General features: G+C 34.2%; 15 protein-coding genes. 2 read left to right on the top strand and 13 right to left on the bottom strand.

The annotated features are described in order from the left end of the window. Positions 1-148: 148 nt before the first annotated feature. Together map and MRZ08_RS02830 are read right to left on the bottom strand one after the other, a co-directional pair. Positions 149-967, bottom strand: coding sequence for a type I methionyl aminopeptidase (gene map / locus MRZ08_RS02835; protein WP_297379046.1), 819 nt, complete (start codon positions 965-967; stop codon positions 149-151). Positions 968-1147: 180 nt separating this feature from the next. Beyond that, entirely contained in the window at positions 1148-1945 is a 798-nt protein-coding gene (locus MRZ08_RS02830) for a nitroreductase family protein (protein ID WP_297379044.1), read from the bottom strand. 77 nt (positions 1946-2022) lie between these two features. Between MRZ08_RS02830 and MRZ08_RS02825 the strand changes: the two genes are divergently transcribed. Then, entirely contained in the window at positions 2023-3816 is a 1794-nt protein-coding gene (locus MRZ08_RS02825; protein ID WP_297379042.1) for an ATP-dependent helicase, read from the top strand. A gap of 5 nt (positions 3817-3821) precedes the next feature. Here the strand turns inward: MRZ08_RS02825 and MRZ08_RS02820 are convergent, their stop codons facing one another. Together MRZ08_RS02820 and MRZ08_RS02815 are read right to left on the bottom strand one after the other, a co-directional pair. Continuing rightward, entirely contained in the window at positions 3822-5099 is a 1278-nt protein-coding gene (locus MRZ08_RS02820) for a folylpolyglutamate synthase/dihydrofolate synthase family protein (protein WP_297379040.1), read from the bottom strand. A gap of 93 nt (positions 5100-5192) precedes the next feature. Further along, positions 5193-5696 carry a type 1 glutamine amidotransferase domain-containing protein gene (locus tag MRZ08_RS02815; RefSeq protein ID WP_297379037.1) on the bottom strand — a complete coding sequence of 168 codons (504 nt, stop codon included), beginning with the start codon at positions 5694-5696 and terminating at the stop codon, positions 5193-5195. Between the two features lie 74 nt (positions 5697-5770). Between MRZ08_RS02815 and MRZ08_RS02810 the strand changes: the two genes are divergently transcribed. After that, a complete protein-coding gene (locus MRZ08_RS02810; protein WP_297379035.1) occupies positions 5771-6469 on the top strand; it encodes a heparan-alpha-glucosaminide N-acetyltransferase domain-containing protein in 699 nt (232 codons plus the stop codon). 42 nt (positions 6470-6511) lie between these two features. Here MRZ08_RS02810 and MRZ08_RS02805 read toward each other — a convergent pair whose 3' ends face one another. From MRZ08_RS02805 to ilvA, 9 genes are all read right to left on the bottom strand, one after another. Then, the gene (locus MRZ08_RS02805) at positions 6512-7117 is read right to left on the bottom strand and encodes a DUF4230 domain-containing protein (RefSeq protein WP_297379033.1); all 606 of its coding nucleotides are present in this window, start codon (positions 7115-7117) and stop codon (positions 6512-6514) included. Positions 7118-7132: 15 nt separating this feature from the next. Beyond that, positions 7133-7762, bottom strand: coding sequence for a tRNA (guanosine(46)-N7)-methyltransferase TrmB (gene trmB, locus MRZ08_RS02800; RefSeq protein WP_297379031.1), 630 nt, complete (start codon positions 7760-7762; stop codon positions 7133-7135). 12 nt (positions 7763-7774) lie between these two features. Further along, positions 7775-8668: a DegV family protein gene (locus tag MRZ08_RS02795; RefSeq protein WP_297379029.1), complete on the bottom strand. Its 894-nt coding sequence runs from the start codon at positions 8666-8668 to the stop codon at positions 7775-7777. Between the two features lie 252 nt (positions 8669-8920). Then, positions 8921-9412, bottom strand: a complete 492-nt coding sequence (locus tag MRZ08_RS02790; RefSeq protein WP_297379026.1) for a GAF domain-containing protein — start codon at positions 9410-9412, stop codon at positions 8921-8923. Continuing rightward, positions 9412-9762 (bottom strand): Spx/MgsR family RNA polymerase-binding regulatory protein, encoded by a 351-nt coding sequence (locus tag MRZ08_RS02785; protein ID WP_297379024.1) that lies wholly within the window; start codon positions 9760-9762, stop codon positions 9412-9414. The genes MRZ08_RS02790 and MRZ08_RS02785 overlap by 1 nt, the downstream gene beginning before the upstream one ends. Next, entirely contained in the window at positions 9759-10934 is a 1176-nt protein-coding gene (locus MRZ08_RS02780) for a M20 family metallopeptidase (RefSeq protein WP_297379023.1), read from the bottom strand. The genes MRZ08_RS02785 and MRZ08_RS02780 overlap by 4 nt, the downstream gene beginning before the upstream one ends. A gap of 134 nt (positions 10935-11068) precedes the next feature. Continuing rightward, positions 11069-12223, bottom strand: coding sequence for an iron-containing alcohol dehydrogenase (locus MRZ08_RS02775; protein WP_297379021.1), 1155 nt, complete (start codon positions 12221-12223; stop codon positions 11069-11071). 80 nt (positions 12224-12303) lie between these two features. Further along, entirely contained in the window at positions 12304-13188 is an 885-nt protein-coding gene (locus tag MRZ08_RS02770) for a DegV family protein (protein WP_297379018.1), read from the bottom strand. A 145-nt stretch (positions 13189-13333) separates the two neighbouring features. Further along, positions 13334-14542: a threonine ammonia-lyase gene (ilvA, locus tag MRZ08_RS02765; protein WP_297379016.1), complete on the bottom strand. Its 1209-nt coding sequence runs from the start codon at positions 14540-14542 to the stop codon at positions 13334-13336. Between the last annotated feature and the right edge of the window lies 1 nt (position 14543).

The following is a 14543-nucleotide window of genomic DNA, read 5'->3' as shown; positions in this document are numbered from 1 at the left end:
TAACCCTTATTTCGACCGAACGGAGTGAGCGGAGAAATCTAATGAGATCTCTCCATGCGTTCGTTTCACTCTCTTAGTCGAGATAAGGGTAACTTAACGATAAAATAAATTTCGATTGAAGTTACTTTGTCTACGCTCTGCAATCTATTTATAGATTATTTTTTTCCTTGTATTTCTTTATGAAGGCCAAATCTTCTTCTGTGAGCTTATATTTTTCTTGATCAGTTATTATCTCTGGTCCGTCTTCATGGATTATTAGTTGGTGCTCAAATTGTGAACATTTAGACCCATCTTTTGTTCTTGCTGTCCAACCATTATCGTCAACTTTCATCTTCCAATCACCAGCTGCAATCATAGGTTCAATAGTAAATACCATACCCGCTTCTATTCTTGGTCCTCTACCTGCCTTACCGTAGTGGGGAACTTGTGGATCTTCGTGCATTTCATTACCAATACCGTGACCTATAAAGTCTCTTATAACGGAAAATCCATTCTCATCTTCAACATATTCTTGAATGGCAGCTCCAATATCTCCTATTCTATTTCCTGGAACAGCAGCCTCTATACCTCTTTTTAGACATTCTAGATCGACATCGACTAATCTTTGATCTTCTTCACTCATCTTTCCAATAGTATAAGTCCAGCATGAGTCAGCAAGACCACCATCAAGGTCTATTACATTGTCTATTGAAACAATATCCCCTTCTTGGAGGACATAATCTGTTGGGTAGCCGTGGCATATTTCATCATTTACTGAAATACATAGGGTAAATGGAAAACCACCATAACCTAGTTGAGCAGGGATTGCCTTCTTGTGTTTGGTAATAAATTCATTGGCAAATTTATCAAGGTCAAGAGTCGTTATTCCTTCTCTAATAACTTCTCTGATAGCTAAATGAGTTTGGCAGAGAATTTCTGCTGCAGCTCTCATCTTTTCAAAATCTTTTTCTGTATATAATCTTATCAATTCTAACTCCTCTATTAAAATAAGAAACTGTTGCAGAATGAATAAATCGTTCCAATATCGTTAGAAGAACCTCTACGAAAATTTTGCCTCCATTTGCCGGCAGGCACCACTAAAAATTTCCTAAGAGAACCTTCTAACGATGGAACGATAATTATTCATAATTTTGCAACAGCTCTTATTCTATAAATTCTTACTTGCGATGTAGGTATATTCTTTCCCATCTACAACTGGTTTGATGTCCCACTTGCTATTAGATGAAATTGTCTTTCCTAATTCGTCAATATAATACATTATTATACCAGCATCTATTAAATTTACATCGCCTGCATAGTCTTTGATATAGATTGAAAGTTTGTCATCTTCTATTAGGAATCTCCATGGTTGAGAGTTGTATGCGGATGGAGCATATTTCGCATAGTCAAATATGCTATTAAGTCCTCTTTGCTCGAGATCTTCATCACTTGCAGGATTGTCAAAGCTATCTATATATACCAAGTCAGAGTTTGCAAGTCTATCGTAGTACTTGTGCTCTCTAACTGTATCATCTATTGGATAGCCTATAGCTAAGAGTATTGAAACATCCCCTTCTGTATAGTTGAAGGCAGATTTCTTGATGTCTTCTTCTACCTCACTTACTGTAATCCAGCAATTACCAAGCTTAAGTTCATTTAATTTAGTGATAAGCTCTTCCATAGCGTAAGCAGCTTTGACATAGGTCTCTTTTTTATCATTTAGAGTGTTCAAAGCAATATAGCTTGGAGCCTTGATCATAACTCCCTTATAGCCTGCTAGACCTTGGAGTTTTTGATAGACGTCGGCACCATCTGTTAGTAGTAAGAATTTAATGTCTTCTTTGCCGTGCTTTGTAGCAGCAGCTTCCATTTCTTTGTTTAATTCTTCTACTACTTTGCTTGATAAATTATCTTCTTTAAAGTCTCTAGTTGATGTTCTTGATTTCAAAAAATTTTGTGTAAGCATTATTTCCCCCATCTATTTTTTTCTTCTTCTTATATTTTAACATATATTTAAAGAAATTAATATGATAAAATAAAGATATGAAACTAACTAGCCAACAAAATTTAGCCTTAAGGCACAAAGATGGTCCAATTTTGGTCCTTGCAGGCCCTGGAGCGGGGAAAACTACTATGCTTTTGGAAAGAATTAAATTCTTGTCTACAACTATTGATCCTAAGCATATCCTTACCATAACTTTCTCTAAAACCCAAGCCGTAGATATGATGGATAGATACAAGTCTTCTAGGACAAATTTTATGACTATCCACGCCTTTTGCTATCTAATTATAAGAAATTATCTCAAAAAAAATAATAGGAATCTAAGACTATTAGAATCCGATGACCTTTATAATAAATACGATTTGATTAAGAAGATTTACTTTAAAATCAATAATAAAAAAATATCAAAAGAAGATCTAAATGAGTTTTTCAGATTAACATCTTATATGAAAAATGCCATGCTTGATGAGACCTATCTAGAAGACTCCAAGGTGAAAAATAGCCTTCAAATCTATAGGGCTTATGAGAATTTCAAGATAAGAAATTTCTATATAGATTTTGATGATATGCAAGTTATGGCCCTTAAATTAATTCAAAACGACCAAAGACTTTTAAATTCTATTAGGAATAAATACAAATATATCCAAGTAGATGAAGGACAAGATACTTCTCTAATTCAATTTAAAATTATCGAAAAAATCGCAGCTCCCCTAAATAACTTGATGATAGTAGCTGATGATGACCAGTCAATTTACTCATTTAGGGCTTCTGATGTCTCATATTTGTTAAATTTAAAGTCTATCTATCCTGATTTGAAAATTATAGAGATGACAGAAAACCATAGGTCTTCAAAAAACATCGTAAATATTTCTAAGGCTTTTATCGATACTAACCAGAACCGTTATCCCAAAGATTTATTTACTAATAATGATTTTTCCGGAAAAATTACTATCAGAAGTCTAAGAAACGTCAGAGACGAATACAAATATATCATAGAAAATATAAAAAAAGGAAAAAAGAACGCAATTTTATTTAGGAACAATATTCAAGCCCTAAATATAATTTCCTTTTTAATGGAAGATGAGATTGACTTTTCTGTGAATATAACTAGACTCAATTTCTTTGAATCAAAAATTATAGATGATTTATTTAATATTATTGAGTTTTCGGATGATTTTGATAGGTTTGACCTTTTTTGCGAGATTTATTACAAGATTGGGACTTTTCTTAAGAAAAAAGAGGTGGATAGGCTTTCCCATAAGGCTCTTAATAAAAATGTTTTTGAGGCCCTTTATGATATGGACTTGGAAGATTACAAAATAGAAACCCTAATCCAAAAGGAAAAACAACTAAAACATATTAGAAAGCTTAGTCTTGACAAGAAGATATCTTATATCTATAAATATATGGATTACAAGTCCTATATATCAAATTTCAGCAAGAAATATAGGGAAGAAGTTGTAAATAAAGACCTCTTCGTTGAATCGATGGTTAACTTTACAAAGAATTTGGAAAGTATTGAAGATTTTTATAATAAGAAGGAAAAACTTGAAAAAAAGCTCTCATCTTCTAATGCTGATCTGATTCTTTCAAGCATACACAAGTCCAAGGGATTGGAATATGATAATGTATTTGTTATCAACATGGTGAAAAATGAGTTTCCTATCATAGTTGATAATGAAGATATTGTAAATAAAATCGAAGAAGAAAGACGAGTAATGTATGTTGCCATGACTAGGGCAAAGAAAAATCTCCATATCCTAACAATAAAAAAGAGGGGATCAGAAAAACTATCCCCCTCTATCTTCTATAACCACATCAAAGACTTAATCTAAGCTCCTTAATGAGGAGCTTTTTCATATTTTAATATATCTCCTACCAAGTACAAGGATCCACACCAAAGGACCAAGTCATCTTCACTAGCTTTTTCTTTAGAATACTCATAAGCCTCAATTGGATCTTTAATCTCTATCGCATCTTTTGCTTTATCCTTGACTAATTTATAAAGCTCATCTGTATCAAAGGCCCTTGGATTATTCTTTATTTTTGTAACTATAATTTCATCAGCAATCTTGGCCAAGGAATTAATAATATAATTATAATCCTTATCCTTTAATATGGAAAATCCTACTATGAGCTTTCTATATTTGTATGAAGATATGGCATTAATCAAGGCATCTATGGCTTCCCTATTGTGAGATCCGTCTACTAAGACTCTTGGATTTTTATTTATAAGCTCTAGCCTACCAGGATTTCTCGTAGTCAATAATCCATCATATATATCCTTATTACTTAGTTTGAACTCTTCTTTTAAGAAGTCCAATGTTATAAGAGCTGTAACAGCATTATAAATTTGATGGAGGCCAACTAGCCTTGTCCTAATATTTTTATAAGACCTAAAAGAAAACTCATTATAGTCAGGCCCTGTTTTTATTATTTCTATCTCTGTCTTATCAAAAGTATGGAGCCTGCTAGAAGTATTTCTTACCTTTTCTACGAAAACTTCTTCTACATCACCTTCCTTTGGATATAGGAATACTTCAGAATCATCTTTTATAATTCCAGCCTTATTCTGGGCTATTTCTTCTAGACTATCTCCTAGGATTTGGATATGATCCTTAGATATTGTCGTTATTACACAGGCTATTGGACTTTTAATAATATTTGTTGAATCTAGACTTCCTCCTAGCCCTACTTCAACAACTGCGACGTCCACCTTTTTTTCATAAAAATAAATATACATTATAGCTGTCAAAACTTCAAAATAGGAATTGTGAAGGCCTTTTTTATCTAATTCTTCTAAGGGTTTTTTTAACCTATCGATGATTTCTGCAAAATCTTCATCGCTTATATCTACTCCAGAAATTGATATAGCTTCATTTATCTTAGTCATATATGGTGAAGTAAATAGCCCTACCCTGTTTTTCCTTGAAAGTGTATTGGCAATCATATTTGCAGTAGATCCCTTACCATTAGTTCCTGCAATATGTATTACTTTTATCTTATCTTGAGGGTTATCAAAATATTCTAAGAGACTTTTTATTTTCTCTAAACTATGACCCCCGTTTGTACTTCCTCTATTTAATATAAATTCGTAGTATTGATCAAAATTTTCCATTATATCCTCCACCTTCATATTATAATTAATAAAGATCTTTTGAGCAAGAGAAAACCCCTCCATCCCTAGGGATATTGGGGCTAAGATCTTATATTATTTTAAAGCATCAACAAAGGCCTTTACATGGGCAGGTAGGTCTTTAGGAGATCTACTTGTAATTATATTATTGTCTACAACTACTTCCCTATCCTCCCATTTTGCACCAGCATTTATCAAGTCCTTTTTGATAGTAGGCGTAGAAGTAGCCTTTACTCCATCCAAGAGTCCTGCATCAGAAACAACCCATGGACCGTGGCATACAGCAGCAATTGGCTTCCCGTTTTCGTGAACTTTTTTGACAAAATTTATTGTTGCTTCGTGCTTTCTCATTCCGTCTGGTGAGTAACCACCTGGTATATATACTCCATCAAACTCACTTGGATCGGCTTCTTTACTTGATATGTCAGATTTTACCTTATAGCCAGCCTTTGATGGATACTCAACGTCCTTCTCACTTCCTACAAGGACAACTTCGAAGTCCTCTCTTAGTCTATGATATGGATATATTAATTCACTTTCTTCGAATAGTGATTCTACTAATACTGCTATTTTTTTCATATAAACTCCTTTTCTCTTTCTCACGTCTTACTATACACTTACCCTATGTGGTATAATCTAAACAAGGAGTTTTTATGAAGAGAAATTATTATTTAGATAGCTTTAGGGGTTTTACCATTATATCGATGGTACTTTTCCACCTGGCCTATAATATAAACTATTTTAGACCTATAAGCTGGTATGATGGAACTATTTTTAATAGGATTTGGCAGATATCTATAGCCCTTTCATTTTTTCTAATATCAGGAATTACATCAAGCCTTCTTACATATGATAAAAATATCAAAAGAGGCATAAAGACTTCGATTATAGGCTTTGCTATTACAATCATCACATATATTTTTGCAAGAGACCAATTAATTGTATGGGGAGTCTTAAATGGCTTGGGCCTTTCTATGATAATTGCTGGACTTATCCAAAGATCCTGGAAGATTCCTCCATACTTTGCTATTATTTTTCTATTAGTTTTTGTTGGAACTTACAATATACCTCGATCTTCCTTGGCTGGGATTGGAATATTTGATTATTTATATGAAAATAATATCTTTATCCTTGGTTTTCCTTCTTCTAGCTTTATTTCGACAGATTATTTTCCTATAATACCTTGGATATTCGCTTATCTTGCTGGCCTAAGTGCAGGAAATTATCTTAAAGAAAAGAATGTAAGTAAGGGAAATGACAATATCCTTGCAAAAATCGGAAGACTTTCTATGCCAATTTATCTGGCCCATCAAATAATACTTTATCCTTTAGTAAGTTTTTTCTTAAGCTAAAAATCCGCTAGCTATCTTAAGCTCGATAGCTAGCGGATTTTTTTAATTTACCTTAACAGTATATTCGTCTTTAATTAATGGATTAATATTTAATATTTCTATAATAGCATCCTTGCTCTTATCTCTTGCTTCTTCCAAAAAGCCTTTTTCCAAAAGCTCTTGTTCGGTCTTTTTCATTTCATTTTTGCGAAATTCAGAGAAGTCCTTTATCTTTAATTGGTTGAAGATAGATTCTTTCTCATCAAAGATCGTAAGAGAGTCCTCATCTATCTGATGGGATAAGATTTTAGCTTGAGGTAGAGTTATATCTATAGATTTCTTCTCATCATTAATATCGACCTTAGCCTTGTCTAAATCTATGCCCGCACTGATTTCTCCATCATAAGAGATAATAAATTTTTTATTTGTGAAAGGAATTTTGATTCCATAAAATTCACTGTCATTTTCAAATGATCCTACATTTGTGTATCTGTATTTTAATGTAGTAAGCTCCTTTACACTAACCAGTTGTTCTTTTACTATATCGCTAGTTACTTCTTCTTTAGTCTTAAATACTCCTGCCTTCATCCCAAAGAAATAAGAAACAAATACTAGAAATATAAGAATAAGGATTCCACTTAATAATCTTTTGTTTTTTTTAGTTTTCATAGCCTCTCTCCCATGCTAATTTTGAAATTTTGCAGCTACAAAATATATGGGCATATCTCTATTTCTAAATTTCGTCTCATATTCTGTAACAACTGATTCATTTATATCTAAGTCCCTATCGACTTTTTCTATATCCATACCAAAGTCTTCAAAGTACTCTAAGCTTGCATCAAAGAAATCTTCATTATCTGTCTTTAGCTCAAGCTCTGCTCCATCAGATATTATTTCCTTGTACCTATCTAAAAACCTCTTGTGGGATAATCTCCTCTTATGATGGCGTTTTTTAGGCCAAGGAGTGGAAAAGTTAAGATAGATTTTATCAACTTCACCCTTCTCGAAGAAGTCTTCAAGGTTTTCAGCATTTCCAATTATAGCCCTTACGTTTTTCATTTCTTCATCAAGCATTTTTCTACTAGCTACAACAAAGGCATTTGTATTCATCTCCAAGGCTATGTAGTTTATCTCCTTATTCGCATTAGCCATCTTTGTGATAAAGTCTCCCTTACCTGCACCTATTTCTAGATGTATAGGATTATCATTGCCAAAAATTTCCTTCCACTTACCTTTGTTTTCGCTAGCATCAAAATATATCTTCTTATTTTCCTTCATTTCAGGAATTGCATTTGCTTTGTGTCTTAATCTCATCCATTCACCTACTTATCTTCTTTTTTCTTCACCCCAAAATACCACGGCTAGGGTCCCAGGGCCAGTATGACTACCTATTATAGTTCCAAATTGATAAATTTCAATATCCTTTATTATCTTAGGGAAACTTTCTAAAAGTTTTTCCTTAAGACCTACAGCTCCTTCATAGTCATGTGAATGGATAATCAAACATTCCTTGCTATAATCTTTACCATCGTCTGCTAAAGTCGCCATCTTCTTTAGAAGGACCTTTATGGCACGCTTTTTAGTCCTCACCTTTTCCCTAACTATTAACTCACCAAATCTGTTAACTTCCATAACAGGACAGATATTTAAAGCATTGCCGACTGCTCCCTTGGTCTTGGATATCCTGCCACCCCTAATAAAATAGGTTAGATCCGAGCTTAAAAACCAACCATTTACCCTATCTCTATTGTTTATCACCCAGTCATTGATTTCTTCTATACTTGCTTCTTGGTCTCTCATTTTTGCCATTTCTTTGACTAGGAAAAGTTGAGCAGCGGAAGCATTAAGTGAATCAAGAACAAATATTTTTCTGTCGGGATATTTTTCCAAGAGTTCCTCTTTTGCTATTAGTGCATTGTTATATTCGCCAGTTATTCCTGAAGATAAGCAAAGATGAATTATGTCCTTGCCATTTTCTAGGAATTGTTCAAAATAATTAAGATATTCAAAAACATTTATCTGGCTGGTAGTTGAGTAGGAACCAGCGATCATTTTTTCATAAAAGTCGCTAAGACTTATACTTTCTCCCAAATCATCCAAGTAATCTCTTCCATCTATCTGATAATGGAAGGGAATCCATTTCACATCTAACCTTTCAAAGAGTTCTTCGCTAATATCGACAGAAGATGTTGCGCTAATTATATAGCTAGCATGTGTCATACAAACCTCTCTTTTCATTTTTAAGTATACTAGTAGTATTATATAAGTTTTTTTATTTAATTCTATCTGGCTTACCGATTATTATACTAATAAACGAAAGAAAATATAAGTATTTTATATAATTTTAAGATATTTTTACAATTCGAAATGAGATAGGATTTTCAATTCATCTAAAAAGCCGCTGACTATAGTCATCATAAATCACCCTTAATAGAGTTTTAGGATTCTTTAGCCAGCAGCTTATCTTACTCTTTATAAATAGATTCTATTTTCTAAAATTTGACCAATCTTCCTAAATTTCTCTACTTCAAGATTTGTAAAACGAGAAAGTTTAGGTGAGTCTAAATCAATTAAACAAACCAGGTCTCCTTCATTAAATATTGGAATCACTAGCTCTGATTTTGAATTACTATCACAAACTATATGATCTTTAAATTCTCCTACATCATCAACCTTAACTATTTCCCTATCCCTATAGGCCTTAGCACAAACTCCCTTATCAAAGAAAAGCCTAGTACAAGCTGGAAGTCCTTGGAAGGGACCTAGGATTAAGCCTTCATCTCTTACTATATAAAACCCTGCCCAATTCAAATCTCTGACATAGGCCTTGATAAAGGCGGAAACATTGGCCATAAGGGCTATTGGATCGTCTTCATCAGATACTTGAATCTTGATAAAGTTTATGAGTTCATCAAGGCACTTATCATCATCAAGCTTTGCTATTCTACTAGGATCTAAATTCATTATAAAGTCTCTACGTATTTTTTAACATCAGGACCAACAAGAATCTTGCCATCATCTGTAAAAAGAATTGGCCTTTTGACAAGCATTCCATCTGTCGCGAGAAGGTCATATTTTTCATCTAAAGTCATCTCTTTTAGCTTATCTTTTAAATTCTCTTCCCTATAGATTTTTCCAGATGTATTGAAGAATCTTTTTATATCATAATCTGTTTTTTCATGCCATGATTTTAGTTCATCTCTTGTAGGATTATCATCTTTAATATCTCTTAGTTCATAGGAGATATTCTTCTCATCTAGCATTTTCTCGACACCATTACATGTTGTACATCTCTTATAGCAAATTAATTTCATTTATTTTCTCCTTTCAAATAATCGTAGGCAAGGCTTGCCATAGTTGTAGGCCCGTAGACGATTGAATTTTCATTGAAAATCGCCTTGCCATTGTGAAGTGGATAAACTTCGCCAGTTTCTACCTTACATCCAACCATAAGCATCAAGGATGGAATATCTTTTGCTACATTGGCAAAATCATCGCTTGCGGTAACTGCTTCACAATCATCTATTAAGTTGAAGTCTCTATTTTCTTCTTTGACTTTTTCTAAAACTCTTATCGCATCCTTATAGAAGTCCTTATCGTTAATTATAGCAGGGACATCTGAAAGAATCTCAAATGTAGCCTCCGACCTGTAGGCTTTAGCTATATATTTACTAAGTTCTGGGATTCTCTCTTGGATATGTTTTTTACTTTCTTCATGATAGGTCCTACTAGTTCCTTCGATTGTTGCCTTGTCTGGTATTATGTTAGGTGCAGATCCGGCCTTTATATGACCTGTAGTAAGGACTGCCTCCTTGGTAAAGGAAAGCTCTCTACTTACAATTTCTTGTAGGCCATTTACGATTTGACTTGCAACAAAGGCAGCATCGACTCCATTTTCTGGCATAGCTCCGTGTGATGACTTACCCTTAACTTCTATTCTGAAATTATTATTAGATGTAGCCATGGCTCCTTCTTTGATATATATACCCACAGGTCTTGTAGTATCCATATGAACCATAACTGCCCTATCTACTTTAGGATTGTCTAGGATTCCTGCTTCTATCATTTTTTCTGAACCCTTGAGGATTTCCTCTGCAGGTTGAAACATCAATTTGACAACACCATCAAGGTCTTCTTCTATTTCCTTTAAGAGCTTTGCAGTTCCTAAAAGCATTGCTGTATGAAAGTCATGGCCACACATGTGCCCACATTGATTCTTAGACTTAAAATCCAAATCATTTTCTTCTTCGATTGGAAGAGCGTCCATATCGGCTCTTAATAATATCGTCTTATCCCCTTCGCCTAGACTTGCTAGTACTGAGTTTTCTATAGGAGAAGTGTATGTTATTCCTAGTTTATCCAATTCTTCTTTTACAAGTTTGCTTGTATCTTCCAAGTCAAAAGCAAGTTCTGGATTCTCGTGAATTCTTCTTCTTATATCAATCATATAATCTTTTATCTCGTTTGATTTTTCAAAAAAATTCATATTCCACCTTCTTTCCTATATATTATACTATGGAAAAAAGAGATGTTTAATTCATATTAATGGAAATGAAAAATATTTACCCCTTAATTTTGAGATAATTATCCATCGCTTAAATTAAACATCCCTCTTATTTTCTAGAAGTCTATCTTTTCTCCGTAGAAGCTCGCTTTGTAGATTTTCTTGATATCACTGGCTGAAGATTCCCTTGGATTTGTCAATGTGCAAGCATCCTTAAAGGCATTCTCACTCATCGCATCTAGATGGTTGAGGAAATCTTCCTCGCTAATTACTGTGTTTTTTCCTTCTTTAATATTAGGAGCAATACCGACTTTTGCATTTAATTTTCTAATTTCTTCTGCTAGATCGTCAATTCCTAAAATCTCTTCAAGTTTTTCATACTTATCACAAGATTTTCTATTGTAATCAATGATATATGGTAGCATTATTGCATTGGCCTCTCCATGGGTTAGGTGGAAAACTCCACCAATCTTGTGAGCCATAGAATGAACTATACCCAAAGAAGCATTGGTAAAGGCCATTCCTGCTATGGTTGATGCTGTGTGCATCTTCTCACGTGCGTCCATATCGCTTCCATTCTTATAAGCTTTTTCAAGATTTTCGAAGACTAATTCGATAGCTCTAATGGCATATGGGTCTGTGAAATCATCTGCACTAGTTGAAACATATGCTTCTACCGCATGAGTCATAACATCCATTCCTGTTGCAGCTGTTACTTTTTCTGGCATCTTGGCAGGAATTCTTGTATCTAAGATTGCAACTTCTGGTACGAAATCTGGGTGAACGAGCGGATATTTTATTTCTTTTTCTATATCAGTTATTACAGAAAAGGCTGTAATCTCTGAAGCTGTTCCAGATGTTGATGGTATACAAATAAGTCTTGCTTTATTTTTAAGAGCTGGATTATCGAAATCAGCAAGCTTTGTGAAGTCATATCCTGGATATTCATAGAAAACCCACATAGCCTTTGCTGCATCCATAGCAGATCCTCCACCGATTGCAATTATCCAATCAGGTTCGAATTCTTCCATTCTCTTTCCACCCTTAAGGCAGGTCTTTACTGATGGATCTGGTTCCACGCCATCAATTATGTCTACTTCAAGTCCTGCTTTTTCTAGTTGCGCTTTTGCTTCATCCAAAAATCCAAATCTTTTCATGGAAGATCCGCCAGTTACAAGAACTGCCTTCTTACCATCAATAGTTGATAGATATTCTAGGGCATCTTCTCCATGAATAATAGTGTTTGGTACTGCAAATGTTTTATAGGTCATATAGCCTCCTTGTATTTGTTAATTATTTATCTAATAATATTATACAAGTTTTAGATTTTAGGACAAGCGTTTTCTTTTAATTATCCCAGTCTCTTATCTCCCCAATAAAACATTGTTATAGTTCCAGGACCAATGTGGCTACCAATAGTTGGACCAATTTTAAATATTTCTATAGCAGAAATTTCTTTAAACCTATCTGCCATCATCTCCTTTAATTCAATTGCTGTCTCTTCATTGCTCGCATGACTTATGAATAATTTGTCATTGTAATTTACACCACCAATAGCGTTTTTCTCCATCCTATCTACTAAGTTCTTGAGAAGTTTTTTCTTTGTTCTTACTTTTTGAGTTACCTGCATATGTCCTTCATCATCAATCTCTATTAGAGGACAAATTTTTAGGAGATTTCCAATATTGGCTGCAGTTTTAGATATTCTTCCCCCTCTTGCTACATATTCCAAGTTTTCGTTGCTAGTATAACTTATAACATGAAGTGTGTTTTTCTCTGCCCATTCATATAGATCTTCGATACTCATCCCTTCTTTTTTAAGACTTACGAGTTTATCTACAAGAAGACCCACACCAGAAGAAGCCATCTTTGAATCTATAGGATAGATCTTTCTCTCGGGAAATTTCTCCTTGAGTATATCAACTGCTTGTAAAATGCAAGAATATTGAGTGGTAAGACCCGAAGATAAACACACATGGATAATATCCATATCCTTCTGTAGAAGTTCTTCAAAATAGTCTAAATAAGCTTGGGTGTTAATGGCAGCTGTGCTTGGAGTTGCACCTTCTTCCATATTCCTATAGAATTCCTCCATATCTAAGCTTTGACCAAAATCATCTAAGTATATTTCTCCATTAAGTTCGTAATTTGATTTTATAAAACTAATGCCGAGCTCTTTCACATAGTCGGCGGATAAATCCATTATAGATTCAGAACTTATAATATAATCTGACATAAATCCTCCTTCTGAAATCTAACAATTACTTATATTCTACCATAATCAAGGAAAATCTAAAATACAAAATCTTATTATCTATGAATTATATGCAAAGAAAAAGATGCACGAACACAGTCCGTGCACTCTTTTTTCTTTTTTTCTGCTATTTGTCTCGTCTTATGTGACTTTCTTCGTAACCTGCATCCGCTAGAGCTTGGTATACTTGGTTTCTATGTTCCTTGTTGTAAGTTTCTGCTATGATTCTTACTACGGCATGATCGAATCCAACTGTCTCTGCTGATTTGAATTGGTCGATATCTTTGATATTTGCTCCTAAGTCTTTTATTATAGTGAGTAGTCTGATTAGCTCACCTGGCTTGTCGGAAATTCTTGTGGTAATCTCTGTAAGTCTTCCAGTTTTGAATAGACCAGAGTTGATGATTTGATAGATTGTGTTAACGTTAATATTACCACCAGAAAGAACTGCACAGACTTTTCCATCAGAAAAATCATATTTGTTTGAAAGTACTGCAGCAATAGATGAAGCTCCTGCTCCTTCTGCACTTACCTTACTTTCTTCTAGAAGTCTTAGGATGGCGTTGGTTATCTCATCCTCAGATACTGTAACTATTTCATCGACATATTTTTCACATAGGTCAAATGTAATCTCGCCTGGTTTTTTGACAGCTATACCATCGGCCATTGTGTTTGCAGAATCAAGTGTTACAATCTTACCTGCTTTTCTTGAAGCTAGCATTGATGCAGCATTTTCTGGTTCTACACCGATGATTTTTACATCAGGTCTTAGAGATTTTACAGCTAGGGCGATTCCTGAAATTAATCCACCCCCTCCTATTGGCACTACGATGTATTTTACATCAGGAAGTTGATCTAAAATCTCAAGACCTATTGTTCCTTGGCCAGATAATACATACTCATCATCAAAAGGTGCAACGTAAATTAAATCTCTCTCTTTTTGAAGCTCATATGCCTTAGCTTGGGCATCATCAAAGGTTCCGTCTACTATGATTACCTCACCACCGTAGCCCCTAGTTGCTTCGATTTTAGAAAGTGGTGCAATTGATGGGATACAGATATATGATTTGATACCTTGTCTAGTTGCTGATAGGGCCACACCTTGGGCGTGGTTTCCAGCTGAACAAGATATAACTCCCTTTTTCTTTTGCTCATCTGTAAGGTGAGCAATCTTGTTGAAGGCTCCTCTAAGTTTAAAGGAACCTGTTTTTTGTAAGTTTTCCATCTTGATATATAGGTTCTCACCCATTCTAGATGCTGTATAAATTGGGGTTTTTTCGATATTACCTTCAAGAATTTCTCTTGCTTCTTTAATCATTTCTAAATTTGCTGTCATA

This window comes from Anaerococcus sp. (assembly GCF_022770135.1).
GTDB lineage: Bacteria > Bacillota > Clostridia > Tissierellales > Peptoniphilaceae > Anaerococcus.
Note: the sequence above shows the minus strand (reverse complement) of the source record. Positions and strands in the feature narration are given on the sequence as shown.

What these genes read in the sequence shown, in the direction of transcription:
- MRZ08_RS02795 (WP_297379029.1), bottom strand. Translation starts at nt 8,668, where the DNA reads ATGACACATGCTAGCTATATAATTAGCGCAACATCTTCTGTCGATATT.
- MRZ08_RS02785 (WP_297379024.1), bottom strand. Translation starts at nt 9,762, where the DNA reads ATGAAATTAATTTGCTATAAGAGATGTACAACATGTAATGGTGTCGAG.
- MRZ08_RS02780 (WP_297379023.1), bottom strand. Translation starts at nt 10,934, where the DNA reads ATGAATTTTTTTGAAAAATCAAACGAGATAAAAGATTATATGATTGAT.
- MRZ08_RS02805 (WP_297379033.1), bottom strand. Translation starts at nt 7,117, where the DNA reads ATGAAAACTAAAAAAAACAAAAGATTATTAAGTGGAATCCTTATTCTT.
- MRZ08_RS02810 (WP_297379035.1), top strand. Translation starts at nt 5,771, where the DNA reads ATGAAGAGAAATTATTATTTAGATAGCTTTAGGGGTTTTACCATTATA.
- MRZ08_RS02820 (WP_297379040.1), bottom strand. Translation starts at nt 5,099, where the DNA reads ATGGAAAATTTTGATCAATACTACGAATTTATATTAAATAGAGGAAGT.
- trmB (WP_297379031.1), bottom strand. Translation starts at nt 7,762, where the DNA reads ATGAGATTAAGACACAAAGCAAATGCAATTCCTGAAATGAAGGAAAAT.
- ilvA (WP_297379016.1), bottom strand. Translation starts at nt 14,542, where the DNA reads ATGACAGCAAATTTAGAAATGATTAAAGAAGCAAGAGAAATTCTTGAA.
- MRZ08_RS02815 (WP_297379037.1), bottom strand. Translation starts at nt 5,696, where the DNA reads ATGAAAAAAATAGCAGTATTAGTAGAATCACTATTCGAAGAAAGTGAA.
- MRZ08_RS02770 (WP_297379018.1), bottom strand. Translation starts at nt 13,188, where the DNA reads ATGTCAGATTATATTATAAGTTCTGAATCTATAATGGATTTATCCGCC.
- MRZ08_RS02790 (WP_297379026.1), bottom strand. Translation starts at nt 9,412, where the DNA reads ATGAATTTAGATCCTAGTAGAATAGCAAAGCTTGATGATGATAAGTGC.
- MRZ08_RS02830 (WP_297379044.1), bottom strand. Translation starts at nt 1,945, where the DNA reads ATGCTTACACAAAATTTTTTGAAATCAAGAACATCAACTAGAGACTTT.
- MRZ08_RS02775 (WP_297379021.1), bottom strand. Translation starts at nt 12,223, where the DNA reads ATGACCTATAAAACATTTGCAGTACCAAACACTATTATTCATGGAGAA.
- MRZ08_RS02825 (WP_297379042.1), top strand. Translation starts at nt 2,023, where the DNA reads ATGAAACTAACTAGCCAACAAAATTTAGCCTTAAGGCACAAAGATGGT.